The 24,036-nt window shown below is 60.5% G+C and carries 17 protein-coding genes; 15 read left to right on the forward strand and 2 right to left on the reverse strand.

The window, feature by feature from the left end:
• Nucleotides 1-527: 527 nt before the first annotated feature.
• The 3 genes from BFP92_RS03335 to BFP92_RS03345 all read left to right on the forward strand — a co-directional run bounded on the left by BFP92_RS03335 (nucleotide 528) and on the right by BFP92_RS03345 (nucleotide 5,425).
• On the forward strand, nucleotides 528-2,219 hold the full coding sequence (locus BFP92_RS03335) for a hypothetical protein (RefSeq protein ID WP_065911761.1): 1,692 nt from the start codon (nucleotides 528-530) through the stop codon (nucleotides 2,217-2,219).
• A 560-nt stretch (nucleotides 2,220-2,779) separates the two neighbouring features.
• Entirely contained in the window at nucleotides 2,780-3,319 is a 540-nt protein-coding gene (locus BFP92_RS03340; RefSeq protein WP_341865595.1) for a hypothetical protein, read from the forward strand.
• A gap of 96 nt (nucleotides 3,320-3,415) precedes the next feature.
• Nucleotides 3,416-5,425 (forward strand): hypothetical protein, encoded by a 2,010-nt coding sequence (locus BFP92_RS03345; protein WP_065911763.1) that lies wholly within the window; start codon nucleotides 3,416-3,418, stop codon nucleotides 5,423-5,425.
• On the opposite strand, the gene BFP92_RS03350 is transcribed toward BFP92_RS03345, so the two are convergent.
• Entirely contained in the window at nucleotides 5,411-8,719 is a 3,309-nt protein-coding gene (locus tag BFP92_RS03350; protein ID WP_065911764.1) for an EAL domain-containing protein, read from the reverse strand. The genes BFP92_RS03345 and BFP92_RS03350 overlap by 15 nt on opposite strands.
• Nucleotides 8,720-8,786: 67 nt before the next feature.
• Nucleotides 8,787-9,677 (reverse strand): LysR family transcriptional regulator, encoded by an 891-nt coding sequence (locus BFP92_RS03355; RefSeq protein WP_058419748.1) that lies wholly within the window; start codon nucleotides 9,675-9,677, stop codon nucleotides 8,787-8,789.
• Between the two features lie 140 nt (nucleotides 9,678-9,817).
• Here BFP92_RS03355 and leuC point away from each other — a divergent pair, with 140 nt between their 5' ends.
• The 12 genes from leuC to BFP92_RS03415 all read left to right on the forward strand — a co-directional run bounded on the left by leuC (nucleotide 9,818) and on the right by BFP92_RS03415 (nucleotide 23,884).
• Nucleotides 9,818-11,236, forward strand: coding sequence for a 3-isopropylmalate dehydratase large subunit (gene leuC, locus BFP92_RS03360; RefSeq protein ID WP_065911766.1), 1,419 nt, complete (start codon nucleotides 9,818-9,820; stop codon nucleotides 11,234-11,236).
• Between the two features lie 10 nt (nucleotides 11,237-11,246).
• Complete coding sequence (leuD, locus tag BFP92_RS03365) at nucleotides 11,247-11,891, forward strand: 3-isopropylmalate dehydratase small subunit (protein WP_003234333.1); 645 nt, start codon at nucleotides 11,247-11,249, stop codon at nucleotides 11,889-11,891.
• A 129-nt stretch (nucleotides 11,892-12,020) separates the two neighbouring features.
• Nucleotides 12,021-12,785 (forward strand): class I SAM-dependent methyltransferase, encoded by a 765-nt coding sequence (locus tag BFP92_RS03370; protein ID WP_065911767.1) that lies wholly within the window; start codon nucleotides 12,021-12,023, stop codon nucleotides 12,783-12,785.
• A gap of 53 nt (nucleotides 12,786-12,838) precedes the next feature.
• A complete protein-coding gene (gene leuB / locus BFP92_RS03375) occupies nucleotides 12,839-13,921 on the forward strand; it encodes a 3-isopropylmalate dehydrogenase (RefSeq protein WP_065911769.1) in 1,083 nt (360 codons plus the stop codon).
• A 64-nt stretch (nucleotides 13,922-13,985) separates the two neighbouring features.
• Complete coding sequence (gene asd, locus BFP92_RS03380; RefSeq protein ID WP_065884094.1) at nucleotides 13,986-15,098, forward strand: aspartate-semialdehyde dehydrogenase; 1,113 nt, start codon at nucleotides 13,986-13,988, stop codon at nucleotides 15,096-15,098.
• A 173-nt stretch (nucleotides 15,099-15,271) separates the two neighbouring features.
• Nucleotides 15,272-16,282, forward strand: coding sequence for an aspartate-semialdehyde dehydrogenase (locus BFP92_RS03385; protein ID WP_065911774.1), 1,011 nt, complete (start codon nucleotides 15,272-15,274; stop codon nucleotides 16,280-16,282).
• A 161-nt stretch (nucleotides 16,283-16,443) separates the two neighbouring features.
• The gene (locus BFP92_RS03390) at nucleotides 16,444-19,026 is read left to right on the forward strand and encodes a FimV/HubP family polar landmark protein (protein WP_065911776.1); all 2,583 of its coding nucleotides are present in this window, start codon (nucleotides 16,444-16,446) and stop codon (nucleotides 19,024-19,026) included.
• Between the two features lie 208 nt (nucleotides 19,027-19,234).
• Nucleotides 19,235-20,059, forward strand: coding sequence for a tRNA pseudouridine(38-40) synthase TruA (truA, locus tag BFP92_RS03395; RefSeq protein WP_056861241.1), 825 nt, complete (start codon nucleotides 19,235-19,237; stop codon nucleotides 20,057-20,059).
• 64 nt (nucleotides 20,060-20,123) lie between these two features.
• On the forward strand, nucleotides 20,124-20,756 hold the full coding sequence (locus BFP92_RS03400; RefSeq protein WP_058419753.1) for a phosphoribosylanthranilate isomerase: 633 nt from the start codon (nucleotides 20,124-20,126) through the stop codon (nucleotides 20,754-20,756).
• A 245-nt stretch (nucleotides 20,757-21,001) separates the two neighbouring features.
• The gene (gene accD, locus BFP92_RS03405) at nucleotides 21,002-21,922 is read left to right on the forward strand and encodes an acetyl-CoA carboxylase, carboxyltransferase subunit beta (RefSeq protein ID WP_003234319.1); all 921 of its coding nucleotides are present in this window, start codon (nucleotides 21,002-21,004) and stop codon (nucleotides 21,920-21,922) included.
• Nucleotides 21,919-23,226 (forward strand): bifunctional tetrahydrofolate synthase/dihydrofolate synthase, encoded by a 1,308-nt coding sequence (gene folC, locus BFP92_RS03410; RefSeq protein WP_065911778.1) that lies wholly within the window; start codon nucleotides 21,919-21,921, stop codon nucleotides 23,224-23,226. The genes accD and folC overlap by 4 nt, the downstream gene beginning before the upstream one ends.
• Entirely contained in the window at nucleotides 23,210-23,884 is a 675-nt protein-coding gene (locus BFP92_RS03415; protein WP_065911780.1) for an SPOR domain-containing protein, read from the forward strand. Before folC ends, BFP92_RS03415 begins: the two co-directional genes overlap by 17 nt.
• The last annotated feature ends 152 nt before the right edge of the window (nucleotides 23,885-24,036 follow it).

The raw sequence follows: 24,036 nt of genomic DNA on the forward strand, positions 1-24,036 counted from the left end.
ATACGGAGCATTTTTGCATTTAAAGGTATTACCGGGGAGGCTTGCCAGGCTTGAGAAGTGACGTTTTTTTGCTGGCTGAGACTTTTTGTCGTTGGGAAGTAACAGAAGACGTCGATCAGCGTTCAGAAGTGACTACGGGCTTTTTCTGAACAGTTAGTTGCATTTTTAATATCGCGCAATGGGTGTTGCGAAAGGTGTTTCACTGAGTGCGGAATATCATAGGTTGTCGTTTCGCTGGCCGGTTAATTATGTCGCTTAATTGCAGTCTTGGCAGTTTATAAGTGCGTGTGTCCGTGCTCTCGCCGGTAGGGTCGTGCGACGTCTGGACTTTTCGGGAATAACAACGGGGAAAAGTCTTAAAGGTTGATTTGGTTTCCTTATATGAAGCGCGATTTCTGGAACTCAATAATCACGCGCTCCACAAACGTGGGGACTGTGAAGCGACTCGGTTGCTTGCAGCACTTAAAACAACGATCGCTGTTCTGGGTATTTAATTGCCAGGGCCGCGCTTAATTAGGAAATTGTTAATGCCTTTTTCGATCAATAACTCGCCCTTTATCAAAAATGATGCGTTGCCCCTTGACCCGAAACCGTCAAAAGGTCCCGGTGTCGGCACGACGCTTAGCATGTCCGGGGCTGGTTTTGGGCACACGCCATCCGCCCCCAACACTGAGTTTTCCGCAACGCTGCAGCGTGACGGGTTGAATAATGCCGGCGTGCTCACGAAACTGTTTGATATGTTTGATCAACTTATCAGTGCCATGCGGGAGATGTTTTCGGGCAAGGCTGAAATCGCTAATCAAAGGTCTCCCGCCGCTAGCTCGGTCCTCGCCAAACCGGATGCAGGCGTTCCGATCGGCGCGCCTGCGCACACTAAATCGCAGGTGAAGGACGCCTTTTCCTCCGAGGCTCAATCGAAAAGCAAGCTGGAAGAAGGCTCGCAGCAAAAGGACGCAGCTGTGGCAGGCGCCCAATCCAAAGCGACATTGCAAACAGGCCAGCCGCTTAAGGACACTACGGCTGTAGGAACTCAAGTGAATAGCACGCTGGAAGAAAGTTCGCCGCAAAAGGACGCAGCCGTTGCAGGCATCCAATCCAAAGCGACATTGCAAACAGGCCAGCCGCTTAAGAACACCCCGGCTGTAGACACTCAAACGAAGAGCACGCTGGATGAAAGTTCGCAGCACAAGGACATACACGTTGCAGGCGTTCAAACCAAAGAGAGGCTGCCAGTCGGTGTGTTGTCCAAGGTTATATCGGATGTTGCGAATCAACTGAAAGAGAAGTCGAGTGAGGATTCGCATCAAGCAGAAACGCGTGCCCCCGGGATCCGTGTTTTACCGCAGGCACGTGAACCCGGCGTTTTTAATGTGACAACTGAAGCAAACCCACAGATCAAAGTGGAGGTTAATGTCAACCACTGCCATTGCCCTGAGACCATTGATGAAGCCGGCAAGGAATCGCGTGCCATCGCTGTTGTGACGTCCAGGACTAATGCGCCTTTACCGCCTGAAAAGCCCGTACTGACTGATAGTGTGGAAGGGCACGTAAAGTCAGTCATCACTGAGGGCAAGGACGCCAAGCTCGTTACTGAGGCTAAGGACAGTCCTGTCGAGACGGCCAAGACTGACGGCGAGGACGCCAAGCTCGTTACGGAGGCTAAGGACAGTCATCTCGAGACGGTCAAGACTGACGGCAAAGACGCCAAGCTCGTTACTGAGGCTAAGGACAGTCATCTCGAGACGGTCAAGACTGACGGCAAGGACGCCAAGCTCGTTACTGAGGCTAAGGACAGTCCTGTCGAGGTGGCCAAGACTGACGGCGAGGACGCCAAGCTCGTTACTGAGGCTAAGGACAGTCCTGTCGAGGTGGCCAAGACTGACGGCGAGGACGCCAAGCTCGTTACTGAGGCTAAGGACAGTCCTGTCGAGGTGGCCAAGACTGACGGCGAGGACGCCAGGCTCGTTACTGAGGCTAAGGACGGTCATCTCGAGTCGACCAAGACTGATGGCAAGGACGGTGAGCATGATTCCGATCACCTTACCGGTCCGCGCCGCAGCGGTGATGAAGTCGCCGAGTCTGACACCTCCGGCTCGCGCGAGACGACCTCGCAGGTAAACCCCCGGACCAAGCGTGGCGTGACCAGTCCAGGTCCTGCTGAAAATGAGAGTGATCGTTGGAACCAAGGTTTCTCCAGCCGCTCCCGGCTGAGGAATTGACACCCGCCAGGGTGTTTTAACTTCGCCGATAACGTCACGTTTCCCCGGCCCCAAGGTTCGGGGAAACGTTAGAAAACGTGGAGCAAGTCATGATGTATTACCGAATTGATAACATCGGTTACCCAGGTGTGCGTCAGCTGCCAGGCATGGATTTGCAAGACGCGCCCCAAGAGCGGGCGCCCTTTAACGCGCCAAGGCATGCCGGTTCGCAGCCGAGCCCGGTGCTGTTGCTCAGTGCCAGGCCTGGGCACCAAAGGGCTGACAGCCTGGAGCGCAGGGTTGCCGCATTCTTGGCGCGGTTGGCCAGTGTTCCCTCCCGGCAAAGGGCCAAGGCCTCTGCCGATGTGCCCCCGCAACCCCGGGTGAACGCCCCGCAGGTGAGGCGGGCCGCGCCAGCTGTCTCGGCACCCGTGGCGGCTTGCGAGCCTGCAGGGTCGCGCAGAGGGTATATCCCGGGCCTGTCCAATAAGCGTAATGGCGCAAAGCCTTTGAATATTTGGAGTGGCTTCCGTCAGGGGCCGGGCGGTAACTGTGCCACGGTAGCGACTATCAAGGCGGCCATGCACAAGTTCGGTCAAAGCCCGACAGACATATACCGCGAAGTCAGGCGGCTGGACGGCGGTTACCGAGTAACGATGCGCGACAATTACACGCTCACATTAACCGACCGGGAGTTGGCAGTCGCCTCGCGTGCTTCGCAGTTCATCGGCGCCGATAAGGGCATGCTCAAGGATGCGCACTTTTTGTTTGCCGTCAGTGCCAAGCGTGCACACGAGGAAAACAATGACTCAACCGCGGGTGAGAGCTTTGAAGCGGGTGTGGAGAGTTTGAATGATGGTGAGGACGAGGAAAAACCTGGCGAGGGTTTTCTGCGGTTAGGGTTGAGCCACTATATGAAAAACGTCAGCGTGCGTGAACTTGCAGAAGGTCGCTTGGGCGTGAGTAATCGAGGGGGGCACTCGGTCGCGGTCATCAATGGCCATGAAGAACTCTGGGGGCGGCCGGGGGCTGCGCCTCGGCGAGGAGAGGCTGTGGCACTCAAGCGCACTCCTTGCTGTCAACGCCTGGCCACCGCTCGGCGCCAAATGATCGGGCAATAAAAGATCAGCGTTGGCGGCAACTTTCAATTTATATCAACTGATTACTCAATGCTCTTTTTAAAGTGTATTGATTGACAGGCTGCGGGAGTCATCTGTGTGGACATCGCCAAACGCAATCTCTCTACTCTTACAACACGCGTACCTGTCCTGCCTTTTACAGGGCCGATAGCAAACTCCGCAGACGTAAAATTGCGGGATGTTGTCAACGCATTCAATGCCCCTCCAAGACGCTTTGGTGAGAATTATGATGCCAGTGCTCACGCGGCGGTCATCAAAATGATGATGGTCACCTTTGGCCACCGCCCTGCGGACTTGTTTGTGCAGGTCAAGCGTGCGGGGCAGGGGTATGAGGTCACGCTTAGAGATGGCAATACAGTGCAAGTCTCTGAGCTCGAGTTACGGCAAACAGCTGCCCACTCAAAGTTTGTTGGCAATGACATGGCCGTGATCAGTGATGCGAACTTTGCATTGGCTGTTTTTGTTAAACGTAAACAGCTTTTGGGGGCGCAGGCGGGTAACAGCCAGGGGTTTGAGCGTGTGTTGTCGAACTCTTTGCGTGGTGAGACGACCTACAATCTACTTAAAGGCTTGGGTATGGCCGGCTATTTACGCCAGGTACCCTCGGCGCAGTTGGTAAGCAGCGGCGGCGTCGGAGTCGTGGAAACCCATACATTTGGCGCAGGCTTGGTGTATGAGGGTGTCAGCCATGAATATGGGCGCAAGCGAGCTGTTGATCGTCCCTATGTTTACGTACTGGTTAACGACAAGGCATCCGTTGATGCGCAGAGTCATGCGCCCGCTGTGAATGTCAGGATCCCGCCCCAGAGGCCATCCGTCCCTGGCGTGCAGCCAGTGATCGATTCGACTCCCGACATCGATGCTTGGCCAGTGGGTCGGACACCGGTCGATACAGTAAGAAGTTTTGACGTCGCAGAACGACGGTTCGGTGAGGGCGACACCCGTCGGCATGCGTCCGTGATCAAAATGATGATGATGAGGTTTGGCCAGCGTCCTTTGGATGTGTTCGACAAGGTCGTGGCAGCCGCAGATGGCTATGACATCACGATGAAGGACGGCTTTTCTTTACATCTTTCCAAAGAAGAATTGCGTCGCACGGCCGGGGTCTCGCGGTTTTCCGGAAGTGACAGCGGTGCGGTGATGGACGCCAACTTCATGTTGGCGGCCTATGTGAAACGTGTGCAGCTGATCAGTACGGGCGCTGATACCCCTGGGCACTTTGAGGCCGCGCTATCCGGGGTCATGCTTAATGACACGGTCTACCGAATATTGAAAGGCATGGGGATGATCGGTTTCTTGCGCATTGTCGAGCCTGAAAAGATGCAGAAAAAAGGCACCGTTGCGGTTTTGGACAGTTTTGCCGGTGAGCTCGTACTGGATGGCATCAAGCACCAACTCGGCAAGCAACAGCCTGTTGTTAAAGATTACGGCTATATGCTTGCCATGCAGGCGCCGCACACCGCCTCGGCAGAACGGAACAGCACCCTTTCCAACCTCTCCAATCGCCCGGTGGGCGATAAGCCCGACAATATCTGGAGTGGGTTTTACCAGGGTTCCGAACTCAATTGCGTCACGGTCTCGGCGATCAAGGCCGCGATGATGAAGTACGGTCAAAATCCCCAGGGCATTTACAAGCACGTCATTGAGACACCTGAAGGTTACACCGTGACCATGCGTGATTCATGCACCGTGCAACTGACCTACGATGAGTTGAAACAGGCGCAAAAAGGTTCGCACTTCTTCGGTGAAGATAGGGGCCTTTTACACGACGCGATTTTCTTGTTTGCCGTGAGTGCCAAGCGGGCACAAATGGAAAATCACGAGTTTCGGGCCCAAGCCAGTTTTGCGGCCGCTATGGGGACGCTCAATGATAAGGAAACCCCCGGCGAAGCACTGCGGCGTCTGGGCTTGTACGCCTTCACCCGTGGCAGCACTGCCGAGGAATTGGCCAGTGGCGTTCCGGGCACCCTTGCCAATCATGGCCACTCCGTAGGCGTTTTTAATGGGGTGATCGATTTTTATGGGTCAAAAATGAAATTGGCCGGTTCGGGTTGGGAGCAAGGCGCTCATGCGTTAAAGCTGGTGTAAACCGCCTGAAGGCGGTTGAACCAGTAACAGCCTGAACGCCTCGATCGGCAGCGGCCGACTGTGCAAATACCCCTGGAATAAATGACACCCCAGCTTTTGCAGGAACGCCAGTTGTTCCTGGGTTTCCACGCCCTCGGCGATCACCTCCAGGTTGAGGCTGCGGGCCATGGCCACAATGGCGCGGATGATTTCCGCATCGTTGGGGTCATGGGTGGCATCGCGCACAAAGGACTGGTCGATCTTCAGCGCATCCACCGGCAAGCGCTTGAGGTAGGTCAACGACGAATAGCCGGTGCCGAAGTCATCCATGGCAAAGCTCACGCCGAGCTTTTTCAGGCGGCGCATCTTCGCCACGGTGTCATCCAGGTTCTGGATGACGATGCCTTCGGTGATCTCCAGCTTTAACAGGCTGCAGGGCAGATGATGCTGGTTGAGGCTGTGTTCTACCCGCTCCACAAAGTCGTTCTGGCGAAACTGACGGGGGCTGATATTCACGCACAGGCTGAAATTAAGCGGGTCTACCAGGCCCTCGGCAATCAGCTGCGCAAAGGCGCCGCAAGCTTCATCGAGGATCCAGGTGCCGACCTCCAGGATCAGGCCGCTGTCTTCCAGGACCTTGATAAATTCGGTGGGTGACTGCGCGCCCAATTGTGGGTGCTCCCAGCGCACCAGCGCCTCGGCGCCGACAATTTTATTGCCGCGTGCATCCACTTGAGGCTGGTAGTGCACGCTGAATTCACCGCGTGACAGCGCCAGGCGCAGGTCGGTCTCCATGCGCAGGCGCTCGCTGGCGGTTTTCTGCATGCTGTTGTGGAACATTTGCGTGGTGTTGCGCCCCGAGTCTTTGGCGCGATACAGCGCAATGTCGGCGCGCTTGAGCAGGTCGGCGGGCGTGGAACCATGATCGGGAATCAGCGCCACCCCAATGCTCGGCGTGACTTGCAGGCGGTGGCCATCGAGGAACATCGGCTCCGACAGCAGTTCGCGCAGCGTGTCGGCCAATAGGTGCACCTGGCTGCCGACCTCTGCACGTGTGCCCTCCAGTCCACTGAGCAACACCACGAACTCATCACCGCCCAGGCGCGCCACGGTGTCTTCCAGGCGCACGCTGGCTTCCAGTCGCGCCGTGACTATTTTCAGCACGGTGTCGCCCACCGGGTGACCGAGGGAGTCGTTAATGTGTTTGAAGTGGTCAAGGTCGAGGAACAGCAACGCGCCACGCAGGTTGTGGCGTTTGAGCAAGGCGATCTGCTGGCTCAGACGGTCCATCAGCAGCGCGCGGTTGGGCAGGTTGGTCAGTGGGTCGTGATAGGCCAGGTGACGAATCTGCGCCTGGGCGTTTTTCAGCAGGCTCACATCCCGTGCAGTCAACAGCAGGCACGGGGTTTCATTGAGGGTGATGGGTTCCACCGAGACCTCCACCGCCAACACGTCGCCGCGCTTGTTGTGCCAGAGCATTTCCAGGTGATGAATGCGGCCCTTGATCTGCAGTTCGGCCAACAACGCCGCGCGCTGGTTTTCATCGGCCCAGATGCCGATCTGGTAGAGCGTGAGGCCGATGGCCTCTTCGGCGCGGTAGCCGGTCAGGCGGCAAAAGCCGTCGTTGACCTCAACATAACGGCCGGTGTCGCGTTCGGTGATGGAAATCGCATCGGGGCTGGAGTGAAAAGCCTTGGCGAATTTCTCCTCACTGGCTTTGAGCGCAGCCTCCGAGCGCTGTTGCTGGGTGATATCGCGCAGTGTGGTGACGATGCACGGCTGATCGCCGACCTTGATCAACCGGCTGGAAATCACGCAGGTCAGGCTGTGGCCGTTCTGGTGATGTACCACCAGAGCCACATTGCTCAACGACTGTTCGCGAATCACCTGCTCAATGCGTTGCAGGCGCTGGCTCGAATCGTCCCACAGACCGATCTGCTCGGCGCTGTTGCCGATGACGTCGGCGGCGGTCCAGCCGAAGGTCTGGGTAAAGGCCGGGTTGATCTCGATAAACACGCCGCTGTCCAGGCAGGTTACGCAGATCGGGTCAGGGCTGGCCTGAAACAGGCTGGCGAATTTTTCTTCGGAGGCGGTCAGGCGTTGTTCGCGTTCAACCTGGTCGGTGATATCGAGCAAGGTGCCGGCCATGCGCAGCGGCTTGCCGGCGTCATCGCGATACAGGCGTGCGCGGCTTTCCAGGTAGCGCGGGCTGCCATCTTCCATTTCCACACGGTAGGTCAACTGGTAGTTACCGTCCGGGCCTTCGCGCAGGCTGCGGTAGGCGTTGCGCATGCCCTCGCGGTCGGCATCGGACATGCCTTCAAAAAACGCATCGAAGGACTCGTGGAAAGGTTCGGGCGGCAGGCCGTGCAGTTGCGCGGCCCGGGCCGAGCCGTAGAGCATGCCGGTGGGGATGTGCCAGTCCCAGGTGCCCAGTTGCGCCGAATCCAGGGCCAGGTCGAGGCGCTCCTGGCTGTCCTTGAGGGCCTGCTCGGCGTTCTTGCGGTCGGTGGTGTCGAGGAAGGTGCTGATCAGGTAAGCCTCGCCTTCAAGCTCGACCTTTTGTGCACTCAGGGTGCCATCGTGAATTTGCCCGTTGCTGGCGCAGAACTGCACGTCCATGGTGATCGGTTCGCCCTTGCGCTGAGTGGCCTTGACCAGCAGCGCGCGCTCCTCGGGGTGGCGCCACAGCCCCAGTTCCAGGGTGGTGCGGCCGATGGCCTCGGCCACGGGCCAGCCAAAGTGGATCTCGAAATACTGGTTGGCCTCGCTGATGCGGCCGTCGGACTGGCGGGTGAGCAGCACCATGTTGGGGCACAGGTGAAACAGCGTAGCGAAGCGTTTTTCCGATTGCATGAGGGCGTGTTCGCGCTCGCGCTGGCGGGTGGTTTCGCGGATCACCCCGATCATGCGGCGCCGGCCGGCTTTGTCCGGCGCCAGGCTGCCGTTGATTTCCAGCCAGTGATGGCTGCCATCCGGCCATTGGATATGGTGGTGCATGGCCTGCTCGAACGGCTCGCCGGCCAGCACCGCATGAAACGCGCGCACCACTCGGGCGCGGTCCTGGGGCGCCAGCAGGTCCAGGTAGTCCAGGTCTTTGGGCAGTGGTTGCCGAGGGTCGTAGCCGAACAGCGCCTGGGTGCCGCGTGACCAACTGATCCTGCCGGTGTCGATTTCCCAGCACCACGCGCCAAGGCGGGCAGCATTGAGGGCCGCCAGCAATTGCGGGGCGCTTTCCCAGCTTTGTTCCGCCTCTTGAGGGTCCAAGGCGTAAATGCGCGGCAGGGGCGGCACGGAATCGAGGGGGTTGCGCATTATCAAAGGGCCTTGGCTCAATGGGCGTTCGGCGCGGTTCTATTCAGGCTTTATGGGCCGCACAGCTTCATGCCGGTGTCCCTGGCAGATCGACCTGTGCATCCAATAGGCTCATGAAAGCCCGCGCAGCGTTCGACAGCGTCCTTTCGGTGTGCACGATATAGCCTAGCTGGCGACTGAGCTGTATGCCCGGCAAAGCGATGCTTGCCACCTGATCATCGAGCATGGTGCGCGGCAACACGCTCCAGGCCAGGCCGATGGAGACCATCATCTTGATGGTTTCCAGATAATTGGTGCTCATCGCAATGTTGGGCGTAAGGCCTTGCGCTTCGAACAGCCGGCTGACGATATGGTGGGTGAAGGTGTTGCCGCCGGGAAAAACCGCCGGGTGTTTGGCAATGTCGGCCAGGCTGACCGTGCCGTTGCCGGTCAAGCTGTGTTCCGGCGCCACCACAAAATCCAGCGGGTCGTCCCACACCGGCGTGGCGCGTACCAGGTTGTGCGGTTCAGGCGCCAGGGTGATGACCGCCACTTCGGCGCGGCCGTGGAGGATTTCTTCGTAGGCCACTTCCGAATCAAGGAACTGAATATCCAGTGCCACATTGGGATATTGCCGGGTAAAGGTGCGCAGAATCGGCGGCAGGCGGTGCAGGCCTATGTGATGGCTGGTGGCCAATGTCAGCCGTCCGCTGACTTCGCCGGTCAGGTTGGTCAGCGCGCGGCGCGTATCGTCCAGCACATTCAGAATCTGATAAGCGCGCGGCAGCAGGGCGCGTCCGGCCTCGGTCAGGCCGACTTCACGGCCCAGGCGATCGAACAGGCGCACCTTTAGTTGCTGCTCCAGCCCGGCGATGCGTTTGCTGATCGCCGGCTGGGTCAGGTGCAGGCGTTCACCGGCGCCGGAGAAGCTGCCGGTCTCGGCGATGGCGATAAAGGCGTTGAGGTTGGCCAGGTCCATGGTGGTATTCCAGTTGGTAATCCAAAGCATAAAAAATATGAATTTGAGTTATTTAATGTAGCGCCATACCATCAGCCTCACAAGCCAAAGGGTTATTGAAAAGCCCGGCGTATAGATGCACCTGTGATGAGGACCGACTGATGGCCGGCAAAACGCTTTACGACAAGCTTTGGGATTCCCATGAAGTGAAACGGCGCGACGATGGCTCGTCGCTGATCTATATCGACCGTCACATCATCCATGAAGTGACCTCGCCCCAAGCGTTCGAAGGCCTGCGACTGGCCGGGCGCAAGCCTTGGCGCGTCGACTCGATCATCGCCACCCCGGACCACAACGTGCCGACCACCCCGGAACGCAAAGGCGGGATCGACGCCATTGTCGACACCGTGTCGCGCCTTCAGGTGCAGACCCTCGACGACTACTGCGACGAATATGGCATCACCGAATTCAAGATGAATGACGTGCGTCAAGGCATCGTCCACGTGATCGGCCCGGAGCAGGGCGCCACCTTGCCGGGCATGACCGTGGTCTGCGGCGACTCCCACACCTCTACCCACGGTGCATTCGGCGCTTTGGCCCATGGCATCGGCACCTCGGAGGTCGAACATGTGTTCGCCACCCAGTGCCTGGTCGCCAAAAAGATGAAGAATATGTTGGTGAAAGTCGAAGGCACCTTGCCCTTCGGCGTGACCGCCAAAGACATCGTGCTGGCCGTGATCGGCAAGATCGGCACTGCCGGCGGTAACGGCCACGCCATCGAGTTTGCCGGCAGCGCGATTCGCGACCTGTCCATCGAAGGCCGCATGACCATCTGCAACATGTCCATCGAAGCCGGTGCCCGCGTGGGCATGGTGGCGGCGGACGAAAAAACCGTTGAATACGTCAAAGGTCGCCCATTTGCTCCGGCGGGCGCCGATTGGGACGCTGCGGTCGAGGCCTGGAAAGACCTGGTCTCCGACGCCGACGCGGTGTTCGACACCGTGGTCGAGCTCGACGCGGCCCAGATCAAGCCGCAAGTCAGCTGGGGCACCTCGCCGGAAATGGTCCTGGCGGTGGACCAGAACGTGCCCGACCCGGCTAAAGAAACCGACTTGGTCAAGCGTGGCTCCATCGAACGCGCCCTGAAGTACATGGGCTTGAAGGCCAACCAGGCGATCACCGACATCCAGCTGGACCGCGTGTTTATCGGCTCCTGCACCAACTCGCGGATCGAAGACCTGCGCGCTGCGGCGGTGATCGCCAAGGGCCGTAAAGTGGCTTCGACCATCAAGCAAGCCATCGTGGTGCCGGGTTCAGGCCTGGTGAAGGCTCAAGCTGAAGCCGAAGGCCTGGACAAGATCTTCCTCGAAGCCGGTTTTGAATGGCGTGAGCCGGGCTGCTCGATGTGCCTGGCGATGAACCCGGATCGTTTGGAGTCGGGCGAGCATTGCGCGTCCACATCCAACCGTAACTTCGAAGGGCGTCAGGGCGCTGGTGGCCGTACCCACCTGGTCAGCCCGGCCATGGCCGCTGCGGCTGCCGTCAACGGTCGTTTCATCGACGTTCGCGAATTGATCTGAGGAATACCCGATGAGAGCTTTTACCCAACACACCGGCCTTGTCGCCCCTTTGGATCGCGCCAACGTCGACACCGACCAGATCATCCCCAAGCAGTTCTTGAAGTCGATCAAGCGCACCGGTTTCGGCCCAAACCTGTTCGACGAGTGGCGCTACCTGGACGTGGGCTACGCCTACCAGGACAACTCCAAGCGCCCGTTGAACAAGGATTTCGTGCTCAACGCCGAGCGCTATCAGGGCGCCAGTGTATTGCTGGCGCGGGAAAACTTCGGCTGCGGCTCCAGCCGTGAGCACGCGCCGTGGGCCCTGGAAGAATATGGCTTTCGCAGCATCATCGCGCCGAGCTACGCCGACATCTTCTTCAACAACAGCTTCAAGAACGGCTTGCTGCCGATCATCTTGAGCGATGCCGAAGTGGATGAGTTGTTCAAGCAGGTGGAAGCCGATGTGGGCTACCAGTTGACCGTTGACCTGGCGGCGCAAACCGTGACCCGTCCGGACGGCAAGGTGTATCACTTTGAGGTGGATGCGTTCCGCAAGCACTGCCTGATCAATGGCCTGGACGACATCGGCCTGACCTTGCAGGACGGTGATGCGATTGCCGCGTTTGAAGCCAAGCACCGGGCGAGCCAGCCCTGGTTGTTTCGCGACGCCTGATTGGCGGTAACCGTGCCGGCCCCATCGCGGGCAAGCCCGACTCCCATCTTGGAATGCATTCCAACTGTGGGAGCTGGCTTGCCTGCGATAGCGCCCGTACAACCACCCCAAAACCCAAGGAAAGCCACCATGACCACCACCGCCCACACCCAAATCGTGCAAAAACAATTCGGCGAGCAAGCCTCGGCCTACCTGAGCAGTGCCGTGCACGCCCAAGGCACCGAATTCGCGCTGCTCCAGGCCGAACTGGCCGGGCAGGGCGCTGCACGACTGCTGGATTTAGGCTGCGGTGCCGGTCATGTGAGCTTCCATGTAGCGCCGCTGGTCAAAGAAGTGGTGGCCTACGACCTGTCCCAACAAATGCTCGACGTAGTAGCGGGTGCAGCGCTGGACCGCAACCTGGCCAACATCCGCACCGTACACGGCGCCGCCGAGCGCCTGCCATTCGCCGACGGCGAGTTCGATTTCGTGTTCAGCCGCTACTCGGCCCACCACTGGAGCGACCTGGGCCTGGCCCTGCGCGAAGTGCGCCGGGTGCTCAAGCCGGGTGGCGTGGCCGCCTTTGTGGATGTCTTGTCACCGGGCAGCCCGCTGTTGGACACTTACCTGCAAACCGTCGAAGTGCTGCGCGACACCAGCCACGTGCGCGATTACTGCGCCGCCGAATGGATGCAACAGCTCAGCGAAGCCGGCTTGCATGTGCGCACCAGCAGCCGTCAGCGCCTGCGCCTGGAATACACCTCGTGGGTCGAGCGCATGCGCACACCAGAGGTGTTGCGCGCCGCGATCCTTGCGCTGCAACAGGCAATGGGCCAGGAAGTGCGCGATTACTACGAGATTCAAGCCGACGGCACCTTCAGCACCGACGTGCTGGTGGTGTTCGCTGAACGCTGATTGATTTTTCCCGACCTGCCCACGGGCGGGTCGCTTGATGAAATGAGGAACGCATGAGCAAGCAGATTCTGATTCTCCCTGGCGACGGTATTGGTCCGGAAATCATGGCCGAAGCGGTCAAGGTTCTGGAACTGGCCAACAGCAAGTACAACCTGGGCTTTGAGCTGAGCCACGATGTGATCGGCGGCGCAGCCATCGACAAGCACGGCGTGCCGCTGGCCGATGAAACCCTGGAGCGCGCCCGTGCGGCCGATGCTGTGCTGCTCGGCGCCGTGGGTGGCCCGAAATGGGACAAGATCGAACGTGATATCCGCCCGGAGCGCGGCCTGCTGAAAATCCGCGCGCAACTGGGCCTGTTCGGCAACCTGCGCCCGGCCATCCTCTACCCGCAACTGGCCGACGCGTCGAGCCTCAAGCCGGAAGTGGTGGCGGGCCTGGACATCCTGATCGTGCGTGAACTGACCGGCGGTATCTATTTCGGCTCGCCACGGGGCGTGCGCGAGTTGGAAAATGGCGAGCGTCAGGCCTACGACACCCTGCCGTACAGCGAGAGTGAAATCCGCCGTATCGCCCGTGTCGGTTTCGACATGGCCCGGGTGCGCGGCAAAAAGGTTTGCTCGGTGGATAAAGCCAACGTACTGGCCTCCAGCCAACTGTGGCGCGAAATCGTTGAGGAAGTCGCCAAGGACTACCCGGACGTCGAGCTGAGCCACATGTACGTCGACAACGCTGCCATGCAACTGGTGCGTGCGCCCAAGCAGTTTGACGTGATCGTTACCGACAACCTGTTCGGCGACATCCTGTCCGACCAGGCCTCGATGCTCACCGGCTCCATCGGCATGCTGCCGTCGGCGTCCCTGGACACCAACAATAAAGGCATGTACGAGCCGTGCCACGGCTCGGCGCCGGACATCGCCGGGCAAGGCATTGCCAACCCGCTGGCGACGATTTTGTCGGTCTCGATGATGCTGCGTTACAGCTTCAACCTGAGCGAAGCGGCGGATGCCATCGAGAAGGCCGTCAGCCTGGTGCTGGATCAAGGTTTGCGCACCGGTGACATTTGGTCACAGGGTTGCAGCAAAATCGGCACGCAAGAAATGGGCGACGCAGTAGTCGCCGCGCTGCGGAATCTGTAATCTCTCCGGCCCGCTTGCAGTTGTTGCTGCAAGGCGGCCCACTTTTTAACAAGGTGTAGTTGCGATGAAACGTGTAGGTCTGATCGGTTGGCGCGGTATGGTCGGTTCCGTGCTCATGCAGCGGATGCTGGAAGAGCAGGATTTCGATCTTATTGAGCCGGTGTTTTTCACCACTTCGAACGTAGGTGGCCAAGGGCCGTCCGTGGGCAAGGATATCGCCCCGCTCAAGGACGCCTACAGCATTGAAGAGCTGAAAACCCTCGACGTGATTCTGACCTGCCAGGGTGGCGACTACACCAGCGAAGTTTTCCCCAAGCTGCGTGAAGCCGGCTGGCAGGGTTACTGGATCGACGCCGCCTCGAGCCTGCGCATGCAGGACGACGCGGTGATCATCCTCGACCCGGTGAACCGCAAGGTCATCGACCAGCAGCTGGATGCCGGCACCAGGAACTACGTCGGCGGCAACTGCACCGTCAGCCTGATGCTGATGGGCCTGGGCGGCTTGTTCGAAGCCGGCCTGGTTGAGTGGATGAGCGCCATGACGTATCAGGCGGCGTCCGGCGCCGGCGCGCAGAACATGCGCGAGCTGATCAAGCAGATGGGCGCAACCCACGCTGCCGTGGCTGACCAACTGGCCGACCCTGCCAGCGCGATCCTCGACATCGACCGCCGTGTGGCCGAAGCCATGCGCAGCGACGCTTACCCGACCGAAAACTTCGGTGTGCCATTGGCCGGCAGCCTGATCCCGTGGATCGACAAGGAACTGCCAAACGGCCAGAGCCGCGAAGAGTGGAAGGCCCAGGCCGAGACCAACAAGATTCTGGGTCGTTTCAAGAACCCGATTCCGGTGGACGGCATCTGCGTGCGCATCGGCGCCATGCGCTGCCACAGCCAGGCGCTGACCATCAAGCTGAACAAAGACGTACCGATCGCCGATATCGAAGGGCTGATCAGCCAGCACAACCCATGGGTCAAGCTGGTGCCGAACAACCGCGACATCAGCATGCAGGAGCTGAGCCCGACCAAGGTCACCGGCACCCTGAATGTACCGGTGGGCCGTCTGCGCAAGCTGAACATGGGCAGCCAGTTCCTCGGCGCGTTCACCGTTGGCGACCAGCTGCTGTGGGGCGCGGCCGAGCCGTTGCGCCGCATGCTGCGGATCTTGCTCGAGCGTTGATCGCTTAAAGCGGTAAGAGAAACCCGCGCTCTGGTGACAGGCGCGGGCTTTTTTTTTGCCCTTGAGGCCGCCGCCACAGGCAAGCCAGCTACACACCAAAGGCCAGCTTAATTGCCTCGCCCCGAACCAGCCGGTAAAGTGCCGCTCCCCCCGCAATGCCCGAGGCAGCCCCCATGACCCAGACCTTTGAAATCGCCGTGATCGGCGCCACCGGTACCGTCGGTGAAACCCTGGTGCAGATTCTCGAAGAGCTGGATTTTCCGGTGGGCACCCTCTATCTGCTGGCGGGCAGCAATTCGGCCGGCGCCTCCGTGCCGTTTCGCGGCAAGAACGTGCGGGTCAAGGAAGTCGATGAATTCGATTTCAAAAAAGCGCAGCTCGCCTTCTTTGCGGCCGGCCCGGCCGTTACCTTGAGCTTCGCCCCGCGCGCCACCGCTGCAGGTTGCGCGGTGATCGACCTGTCTGGCGCCTTGCCCGCTGAACAGGCGCCTCATGTGGTGCCGGAAGCCAATGCCCATGTCCTGGACAGTTTGAAAAAGCCCTTCCAACTGAGCAGCCCAAGCCCATCGGCGACCAACCTGGCCGTGGTGCTGGCGCCGTTGCGTGAATTGTTGGAGATCCAGCGTGTCAGCGTCACCGCCAACCTGGCGGTATCGGCCCAGGGCCGTGAAGCCGTCAGCGAGCTGGCGCGACAGACCGCCGAACTGCTGAACGTGCGCCCGCTGGAACCCCAGTTCTTTGATCGGCAGATGGCCTTCAACCTCTTGGCACAAGTCGGTACGCCAGATGCGAAAGGTCATACAGCTCTGGAGAAACGTCTCATACACGAACTGCGCGCGGTGCTGGAGACTCCATTGCTGAAGATTTCTGCAACCTGCGTTCAAGCCCCGGTATTTTTTGGCGATAGCCTGACGGTATCGCTGCAATTGGGCGCGCCGGTCGACCTGGCGGCGGTGAACCGTGCATTGGAAGCGGCGCCGGGCATTGAGCTGGTTGAAGAGGGCGACTACCCCACGGCGGTGGGCGATGCGGTCGGCCAGGATGTGGTCTACGTCGGCCGTGTGCGTGCGGGTGTGGATGACCCGGCGGAACTAAATCTGTGGCTGACGTCAGATAACGTACGCAAGGGCGCGGCACTCAACGCCGTACAGTTGGCGCAGTTGTTGATAAAAGGCCTTGTGTAAAAGATACTTGGCGGCAATTTGTAGATTGATTCTAGCCAGGCGCTATGCTTGGTCCCAAGCGGTAAAGAAGCGCGTCGGTAACCTATCGGCTCGCCATGCCTTATGGCAGCGGTTACCAACCTTCTCGCAGGCCGGGGAGTGTTCAGACAAAGGATGAGGCTATGGTTCAAGTTCGCAAACTGGTGTTAGCAATAGCGGCCGCCTCGGCGCTGTCCTCCGGTATGGCGCAGGCGCTGCAACTTGGGGAGATGACGCTCAAGTCGCAGCTGAACCAGCCGTTGTCGGTGGAAATCGAATTGCTCGACGTGGGCGGCCTCACGGCTGCCGAGATCACCCCGAGCCTGGCCTCCGACCAGGCGTTTGTCGATGCAGGCGTGGACCGCCAGGCGTTCCTCAATGACCTGACGTTTACCCCGGTGGTCAACCCCAGCGGCCGCAGTGTGGTGCGCGTCACCTCCAGCAAACCGCTGCCCGATTCCTACGTACGTTTCCTGCTGCAGGTGAAGTGGCCCAATGGCCGCCTCATGCGCGATTACAGCGTTCTGCTCGACCCGGCCAAATTTGAGCAATCGGCGCCCGCCACCAGCGCGCCCACGCCGCGTTTGAGCGCGCCGACCACCACTGCGCCCGCCAACACGGCGCCCACCACCACAGCGAAGGCCGCCAGCAAATCCGCTCAACACACCACGACTTCTCACGACACCTTGTGGGAAATTGCCGAAAAGAACCGCAACGGTGCGTCGGTGCAGCAAACCATGCTGGCCATTCAGGCGCTTAATCCTGACGCCTTTGTCGACGGCAACATCAACCGCCTGAAAACCGGCCAGGTCCTGCGCCTGCCGGATCGCCAGCAAGCCACCAGCTTGCCGCAGCCGGAGGCGATTGCCGAAGTGACTGCGCAAAATGCTGCCTGGCGCGAAGGCCGTCGCACAGCCAGTAACCCGGTAGCGGGCAAGCAACAGCTGGACGCGACCAAGCGCACCCAGGCCGGCAATGCGCCGTCGAGCACCACGGCCAAAGACAACTTGAGCCTGGTGTCGGCGGAGTCGGCCAAAAAAGGCGCGAAGGGCAAGGCCGGTGATAGTCGGGCGGTGAGCGATAAACTGGCGATGACCCAGGAGCAGTTGGACACCACCCGGCGCGACAATGAAGAGCTCAAAAGCCGTGCGGCCGACCTGCAAAGCCAACTGGACAAGCTGCAAAAACTCATTCAACTGAAAAACGATCAACTCGCCAGGTTGCAGGGCGGTAACGGGGAGCCTGCGGCACCGGCGACAGCGGCGATGCCGGCTCAATTGGCAACTGAACCTGCGCCTGCGCCAGCACCCGCTGAGGCGGCGCCCGTTGCCGCAGCACCCGCGCCCGAGCCAATCAAGGCGCAGGACGCGCCAGCCACCAGCGAAGGCAAGTTCAACGAGCTGCTGACCAACCCGATCGTCCTCGGTGTGATCGGCGGTGCGGCCGGCTTGCTGGTGTTGTTGCTCCTGCTGCTGTGGGCGCGCCATCGCAATGCGCGCCTCGAAGAGGAAAAGCACCTGCGCATGGCGCGCGCGCTGGCCGAAGAGCCGGCATTTACGCCAAATGTGGATCACGATCTGCCTGCGGACAGCTTCGAAGGCCTTGAAGTGGCAGCACCGAACGTTAAATTGGCCGCCACTCCCGCGCCGGCGGCTGTTGCTGAGCCCGTGGTGGTGCCATCGGTCGCTTCCGTACTCGCGCCGTTGGCCGTTGCCGTCGCCCCGGTAAACTCCAGTGATGCACTGGCGCAAGCGCAATCCCATATCGACCGTGGCCACCTGAACCAGGCCGCCGATGTGCTGGAGCAGGCGATCAAACGCGAACCCAAGCGCAGCGACCTGCGCCTGAAGTTGATGGAAGTCTATGGCCTGCAAGGCGACAAGGACGGTTTCGTCACCCAGGAGCGTCAACTGGTGGCCAATGGTGAAAACCATGCCCAGGTCGAGCAGCTGAAAAACCGCTTCCCGGCCATGGCTGTTTTGGCGGCGGGCGTCAGTGCTGCGGTGGCAGCGGCGGCCCTGGATGCTCAGTACGTCAAGGACTTGCTCGAAGACAAGCCCGCCGCGCCGGCCCCGGAGCCTGAAGCGTTTGACACAGACTTCGACCTTAGCCTGGATGACCTGGAAGCCGCGTCACCCGCGGTGGTCAGCCCGAAAGACGCGCCGAGCTTTGAGTCGGTGCTGCAACAGCAGACCGAAGCCAAGACCAGCCCGGATGAGCTGTCGGACTTCGACCTTGATCTGCAGCTCGAGGCGCCGTCTTCGCAGGCCGATGACGACTTCCTGTCAGGCCTGGAAGATCAAATGAAGGACGTGCCGGCCGTCGAGCCGCCGACCCTGGCGCCTGCTGCGCTGGACGATTTTGACCTGCCGGAAGATTTCGACCTGTCTCTGGCCGATGAGCCACAAGCCCCGGCCGCAGCCAAACCGGATGCCTTCGCCTCGGAACTCGATGACGTCAACGCAGAACTCGATCGCTTGTCCCAGAGCCTGGAGCATCCGCCGATCGAGCCTTCCTTCACCGCTGAAGATGCGGCGTTGGGTGCTGATGAGCCGGAATTCGACTTCCTTTCCGGTACCGACGAAGTCGCCACCAAGCTGGACTTGGCTCAGGCCTACATCGACATGGGCGATACGGATGGTGCAAAGGAAATCCTGGAGGAGGTGCTGACCGGCGGCACTGCAGAACAGCGCGATGAAGCCAAGGAAATGCTCGGCAAGATCTAAAGGGCGCTGCAAAACCCCTGTGGGAGCGGGCTTGCTCGCGAAAGCGGTGTACCAGTTGACGAATACATCGACTGACACGCCGTCTTCGCGAGCCAGCCCGCTCCCACATTAGGCCTGCGCATATTCTCCACCGCCTTTATAATGGCTCTCTTCGCGCAACTCATCGGGCTCTCAGTTCTTGGCAAATATAGATAACGCGGCCGCCGAAATGGCGGCCGCAGGCTTTAATCGCATCGCCTTGGGCGTGGAATACAAAGGCTCGCGCTATCGCGGCTGGCAGCGCCAGGCTTCAGGTGTGCTGACCGTGCAGGAAACCCTCGAAAACGCATTGTCGAAGGTGGCGGATTCGCCGGTTTCACTGATGTGTGCCGGGCGTACCGATGCCGGTGTGCACGCCTGTGGCCAGGTGGTGCACTTTGACACCCAGGCCGAGCGCACGCTGAAAGCCTGGGTGATGGGCGCCAATATCAATTTGCCCCATGACGTCAGCGTGACTTGGGCCAAGGTCATGCCTGCGCATTTTCATGCGCGCTTCAAGGCCATTGCCCGGCGCTACCGCTACGTGATCTACAACGATCAGATCCGCCCGGCGCACCTGAATCAGGAAATTACCTGGAACCACCGCCCGCTGGATGCTGAGCGCATGGCCGAGGCTGCCCGGCATCTGGTCGGCGTGCATGATTTCAGCGCCTTCCGTGCAGGCCAGTGCCAGGCCAAGTCGCCCATCAAGGAAGTCCACCACCTGCGCGTGACCCGTCACGGCAAGATGATCGTGCTGGATATTCGTGCCGGCGCCTTCCTGCACCATATGGTGCGCAATATTGCCGGTGTGCTGATGACCATCGGCACTGGCGAGCGCCCGGTGGAGTGGGCGCGGGAAGTGCTCGAAAGCCGCGTCCGCCGCACCGGCGGCGTCACGGCGCATCCGTTCGGCCTGTACCTGGTGGATGTGGAGTACCGCGACGAGTTTGAATTGCCGCAACGCTTTATCGGTCCACATTTCCTCACAGGTTTCAGCGAACTTGACGGCTGACGCCTGCAAGCGCTTTTGTTACCATCCGGGACTTTCTCGGCCCAACCCCTGAGGTTTTCACGCCATGCCAGCCGTTCGCAGCAAGATTTGCGGGATTACCCGCATAGAAGACGCGCTGGCGGCAGTCGAGGCGGGGGCGGATGCCATCGGTTTCGTGTTCTATGCCAAGAGCCCGCGGGCGGTGAATGTGTTGCAGGCGCGGGCGATCATCGCTGCACTGCCGCCGTTCGTGACCACCGTGGGGCTGTTCGTCAACGCCAGCCGTTGCGAACTCAACGAAACCCTGGATGCCGTCCCGCTGGATATGCTGCAATTTCACGGTGACGAAAGCCCCGATGAATGCGAAAGCTATCAGCGCCCGTACATCAAGGCGCTGCGCGTCAAGGCCGGGGATGACATTGCTGCTGCGTGCGCCGCCTATACTGGCGCTCGCGGCATTTTGCTGGATACCTATGTCGAAGGCGTGCCCGGCGGTACGGGTGAGGCGTTCGACTGGACGCTGATTCCGGAAGGTTTGAGCACGCCGATCATCCTCGCGGGAGGGCTCAACCCCGCGAATGTCGCGGCGGCCATCGAGCAGGTCAGGCCTTATGCGGTGGACGTCAGCGGCGGGGTGGAGCAGGGCAAGGGCATCAAGGATCACCACAAGATTCGCGCATTCATGCAGGCCGTGCGCAACAGCAGTGGCGCGATGTGACGGCTGGCAGTCTGCCGCCGTCCATAACTACCACTGTGTAGAACAGCACCGGCGCCGCCTGCGGGAGGCCCGGAAATGAAGTGGCAACCGTGCTTTGGCAGGTTGTCTGGAAGGCTGAGGATACAGGCGGGAAATGGCCGGTCGAACGTCTGACCCCGTCCAGCCTGTGTCATCGCCACATATGAATTTAGCTCAAGGGCATACGCGGGGCTGTGTTCAAGCCACCGGTACTGGAGAAAGAAAGCATGAGCAACTGGTTAGTAGACAAACTGATCCCTTCGATCATGCGTTCCGAGGTGAAGAAAAGCTCGGTTCCTGAAGGTCTGTGGCACAAGTGCCCATCCTGCGACGCGGTGCTGTACCGCCCGGAGCTGGAAAAGACCCTGGACGTTTGCCCTAAGTGCAACCACCACATGCGTATCGGCGCCCGCGCGCGCATCGACATCTTCCTTGATGCCGACGGCCGTAACGAGCTGGGCGCAGACCTGGAGCCGGTTGACCGTCTCAAGTTCCGCGACGGCAAGAAGTACAAGGACCGCCTGACCGCTGCGCAGAAGCAGACCGGCGAAAAAGACGCGCTGATTTCGGTCAGCGGCAAGCTGCTGGGCATGCCGGTTGTGGTGTCCGCGTTCGAGTTCTCCTTCATGGGCGGTTCCATGGGGGCCATCGTCGGCGAGCGTTTTGTACGTGCCGCCAACTACGCGCTGGAAAACCGTTGCCCGATGATCTGCTTCGCCGCCTCCGGTGGTGCGCGCATGCAGGAAGCGCTGATCTCCCTGATGCAAATGGCCAAGACCTCTGCGGTGCTTGCGCGTCTGCGTGAAGAAGGCATCCCGTTCATCTCGGTGCTGACCGACCCGGTTTACGGCGGCGTTTCCGCCAGCCTGGCGATGCTGGGCGACGTGATCGTCGGCGAGCCCAAAGCACTGATCGGCTTTGCCGGCCCACGCGTGATCGAGCAGACCGTGCGTGAAAAACTGCCGGAAGGCTTCCAGCGCAGCGAGTTCCTGCTGGAACATGGTGCGATCGACCTGATCATCCCGCGCGGTGAACTGCGTCCACGCCTGGGTAACCTGCTGGCGCAAATGATGGGTTTGCCGACGCCTGTGTATGTCGCACCAAAAATCGAACCTATCGTTGTTCCGCCGGTGCCAGCAAACCTATGACCCAACGTACCCTGGGCGAATGGCTCGCCTACCTTGAGCAGTTGCATCCGTCCGCCATCGACATGGGCCTGGAGCGCTCGCAACAGGTAGCGGCCCGCCTCGGGTTGGGCCGGCCGGCGCCGCGTGTGATCACGGTGACCGGCACCAACGGCAAAGGCTCTACCTGTGCCTTTGTCGCGGCGCTGCTGCAAGCCCAGGGGCTTAAAGTAGGCGTCTACAATTCTCCGCACCTGCTGCGTTATAACGAGCGGGTGCAGCTCAATGGCGTCGAAGCCACTGACGCGCAGCTCTGCGAAGCCTTCGCCGCACTGGATGCCGGGCGTGGCGAAATTTCCCTGACCTACTTCGAAATGGGCACCTTGGCGGCGTTCTGGCTGTTCGAGCGTGCGCAGTTGGATGTGGTCGTGCTGGAAGTCGGGCTTGGCGGGCGCCTGGATACGGTCAACGTGGTGGACGCCGATATTGCGCTGGTGACCAGTATTGGCGTCGACCATGCGGACTATCTGGGCAACACCCGCGAGTCGGTGTCTTATGAAAAGGCCGGGATCTTCCGTCAGGGCAAGCCGGCGCTGTGTGGTGACCTGGACCCGCCCCAGCCTTTGCTGGACAAGGTGCGCGAGCTGGATTGCCCGTTTTACCTGCGCGGCCGCGAATTCAATCTCGAAGTTGGCGACCAGCATTGGCAGTGGCGCGGGCGTGATGCGCGCGGTCAGGTGGTTGAGCTGCGGGATTTGCCGCTGCTGAACCTGCCGATGGAAAACGCCGCCCTGGCGCTGCAAGCCTATTTGTTGATGGACCTGCCGTGGAACCCCGAGCAGCTCGCTGCCACGTTGCTGGCTACCCGTGTCGTGGGGCGCCTGGATCGGCGCACATTCGAGTGGGAAGGCAAGCGCCTGAACTTGTTGCTGGATGTGGGGCACAACCCGCACGCCGCCGAATACCTGGCGCAACGCCTGGCGCGCACGCCGCCAGTGGGTCGGCGCCTGGCGGTGTTCGGCTTGTTGGCCGACAAGGACCTGGACGGTGTGGTTGCGCCGTTACTCGGCAATGTCCAGGCTTGGGCGGTAGGGCCGCTGGACACGCCGCGCAGTCGCCCGGCTGCCGAACTGCAAGTGGCCTTGCAGAACCTTGGCGCCCCGGTGGCGTCGTATGCAAGCGTCACTGCAGCGCTTGAAGCGCAATGTGCGGTGGCGACGGCCGAGGACGAGATTCTGTTGTTCGGATCATTTTATTGTGTTGCCGAGGCGCTTGAGTGGTTGGCCCGGCGCTCCACGGAGGAAGCTGCACATGGCATTACTGGATAGCGCATACAAGCAGCGAATGGTCGGAGCGCTGGTATTGGTGGCATTGGCGGTGATTTTCCTGCCGATGCTGTTTTCGCGCCAGGACGAACAGCGTCAGGTCGTGGTCGAGGCACCGGCAGCGCCACAGGCGCCGGCGATGCCGCAGGTGCAGGTAGAGCCGGTGGTGGTGCCCGAGCCGCAGGCACTGCCTGAAGAGCCTGTGCCGAGCGATGACGAGGTGGCTGCGCAAACGCCTCAAGCGGCGCCAGCAGCGCCGGTGCAACAGAGCGTGCCGGTGGTCAAGCCGGCGCCCGCTCCAGCGGCTCCGGTGGTGGCTGCCAAGCCAGCAGCGCCAGCCCCTGCACCCAAGCCGGTAGCGCCACAACCTGCTGCGCCGGGCAAGCCGGATGTCGGTCAAAGCCGTATCGACCCGAATGGCCTGCCGATCAGTTGGTCGATCCAGCTCGCCAGCCTGGCCAACCGTGAAAGCGCCGATGCCTTGCAGAAAAAACTGCGTGCCCAGGGCTATAACGCCTATATCCGCAGTGCCGACGGCAAAAATCGCGTATTTATCGGACCGCTGATCGAGCGCGCCGAGGCGGATCGCCTGCGTGACCTGCTGGGGCGTCAGCAGAACCTGAATGGGTTTGTGGTGCGGTTCCAGCCTGAGCGCGGCTGAGTAACTGCCGATTTCTGGTTGGAATGCTGGCCAAATGTGGGAGCCAGCTCCCACACAAGCCCAGCGCCCACAGCGTTTGGGTGGTGTTGAGATTGCTCAACCCATTGATTTGCAAAGCACCCACAATCACAGCTTACCGATAGCCCGGCGCT

Origin of the sequence: Pseudomonas sp. 58 R 3 (assembly GCF_900006605.1) — a bacterium.
Lineage (GTDB): Bacteria > Pseudomonadota > Gammaproteobacteria > Pseudomonadales > Pseudomonadaceae > Aquipseudomonas > Aquipseudomonas salomonii.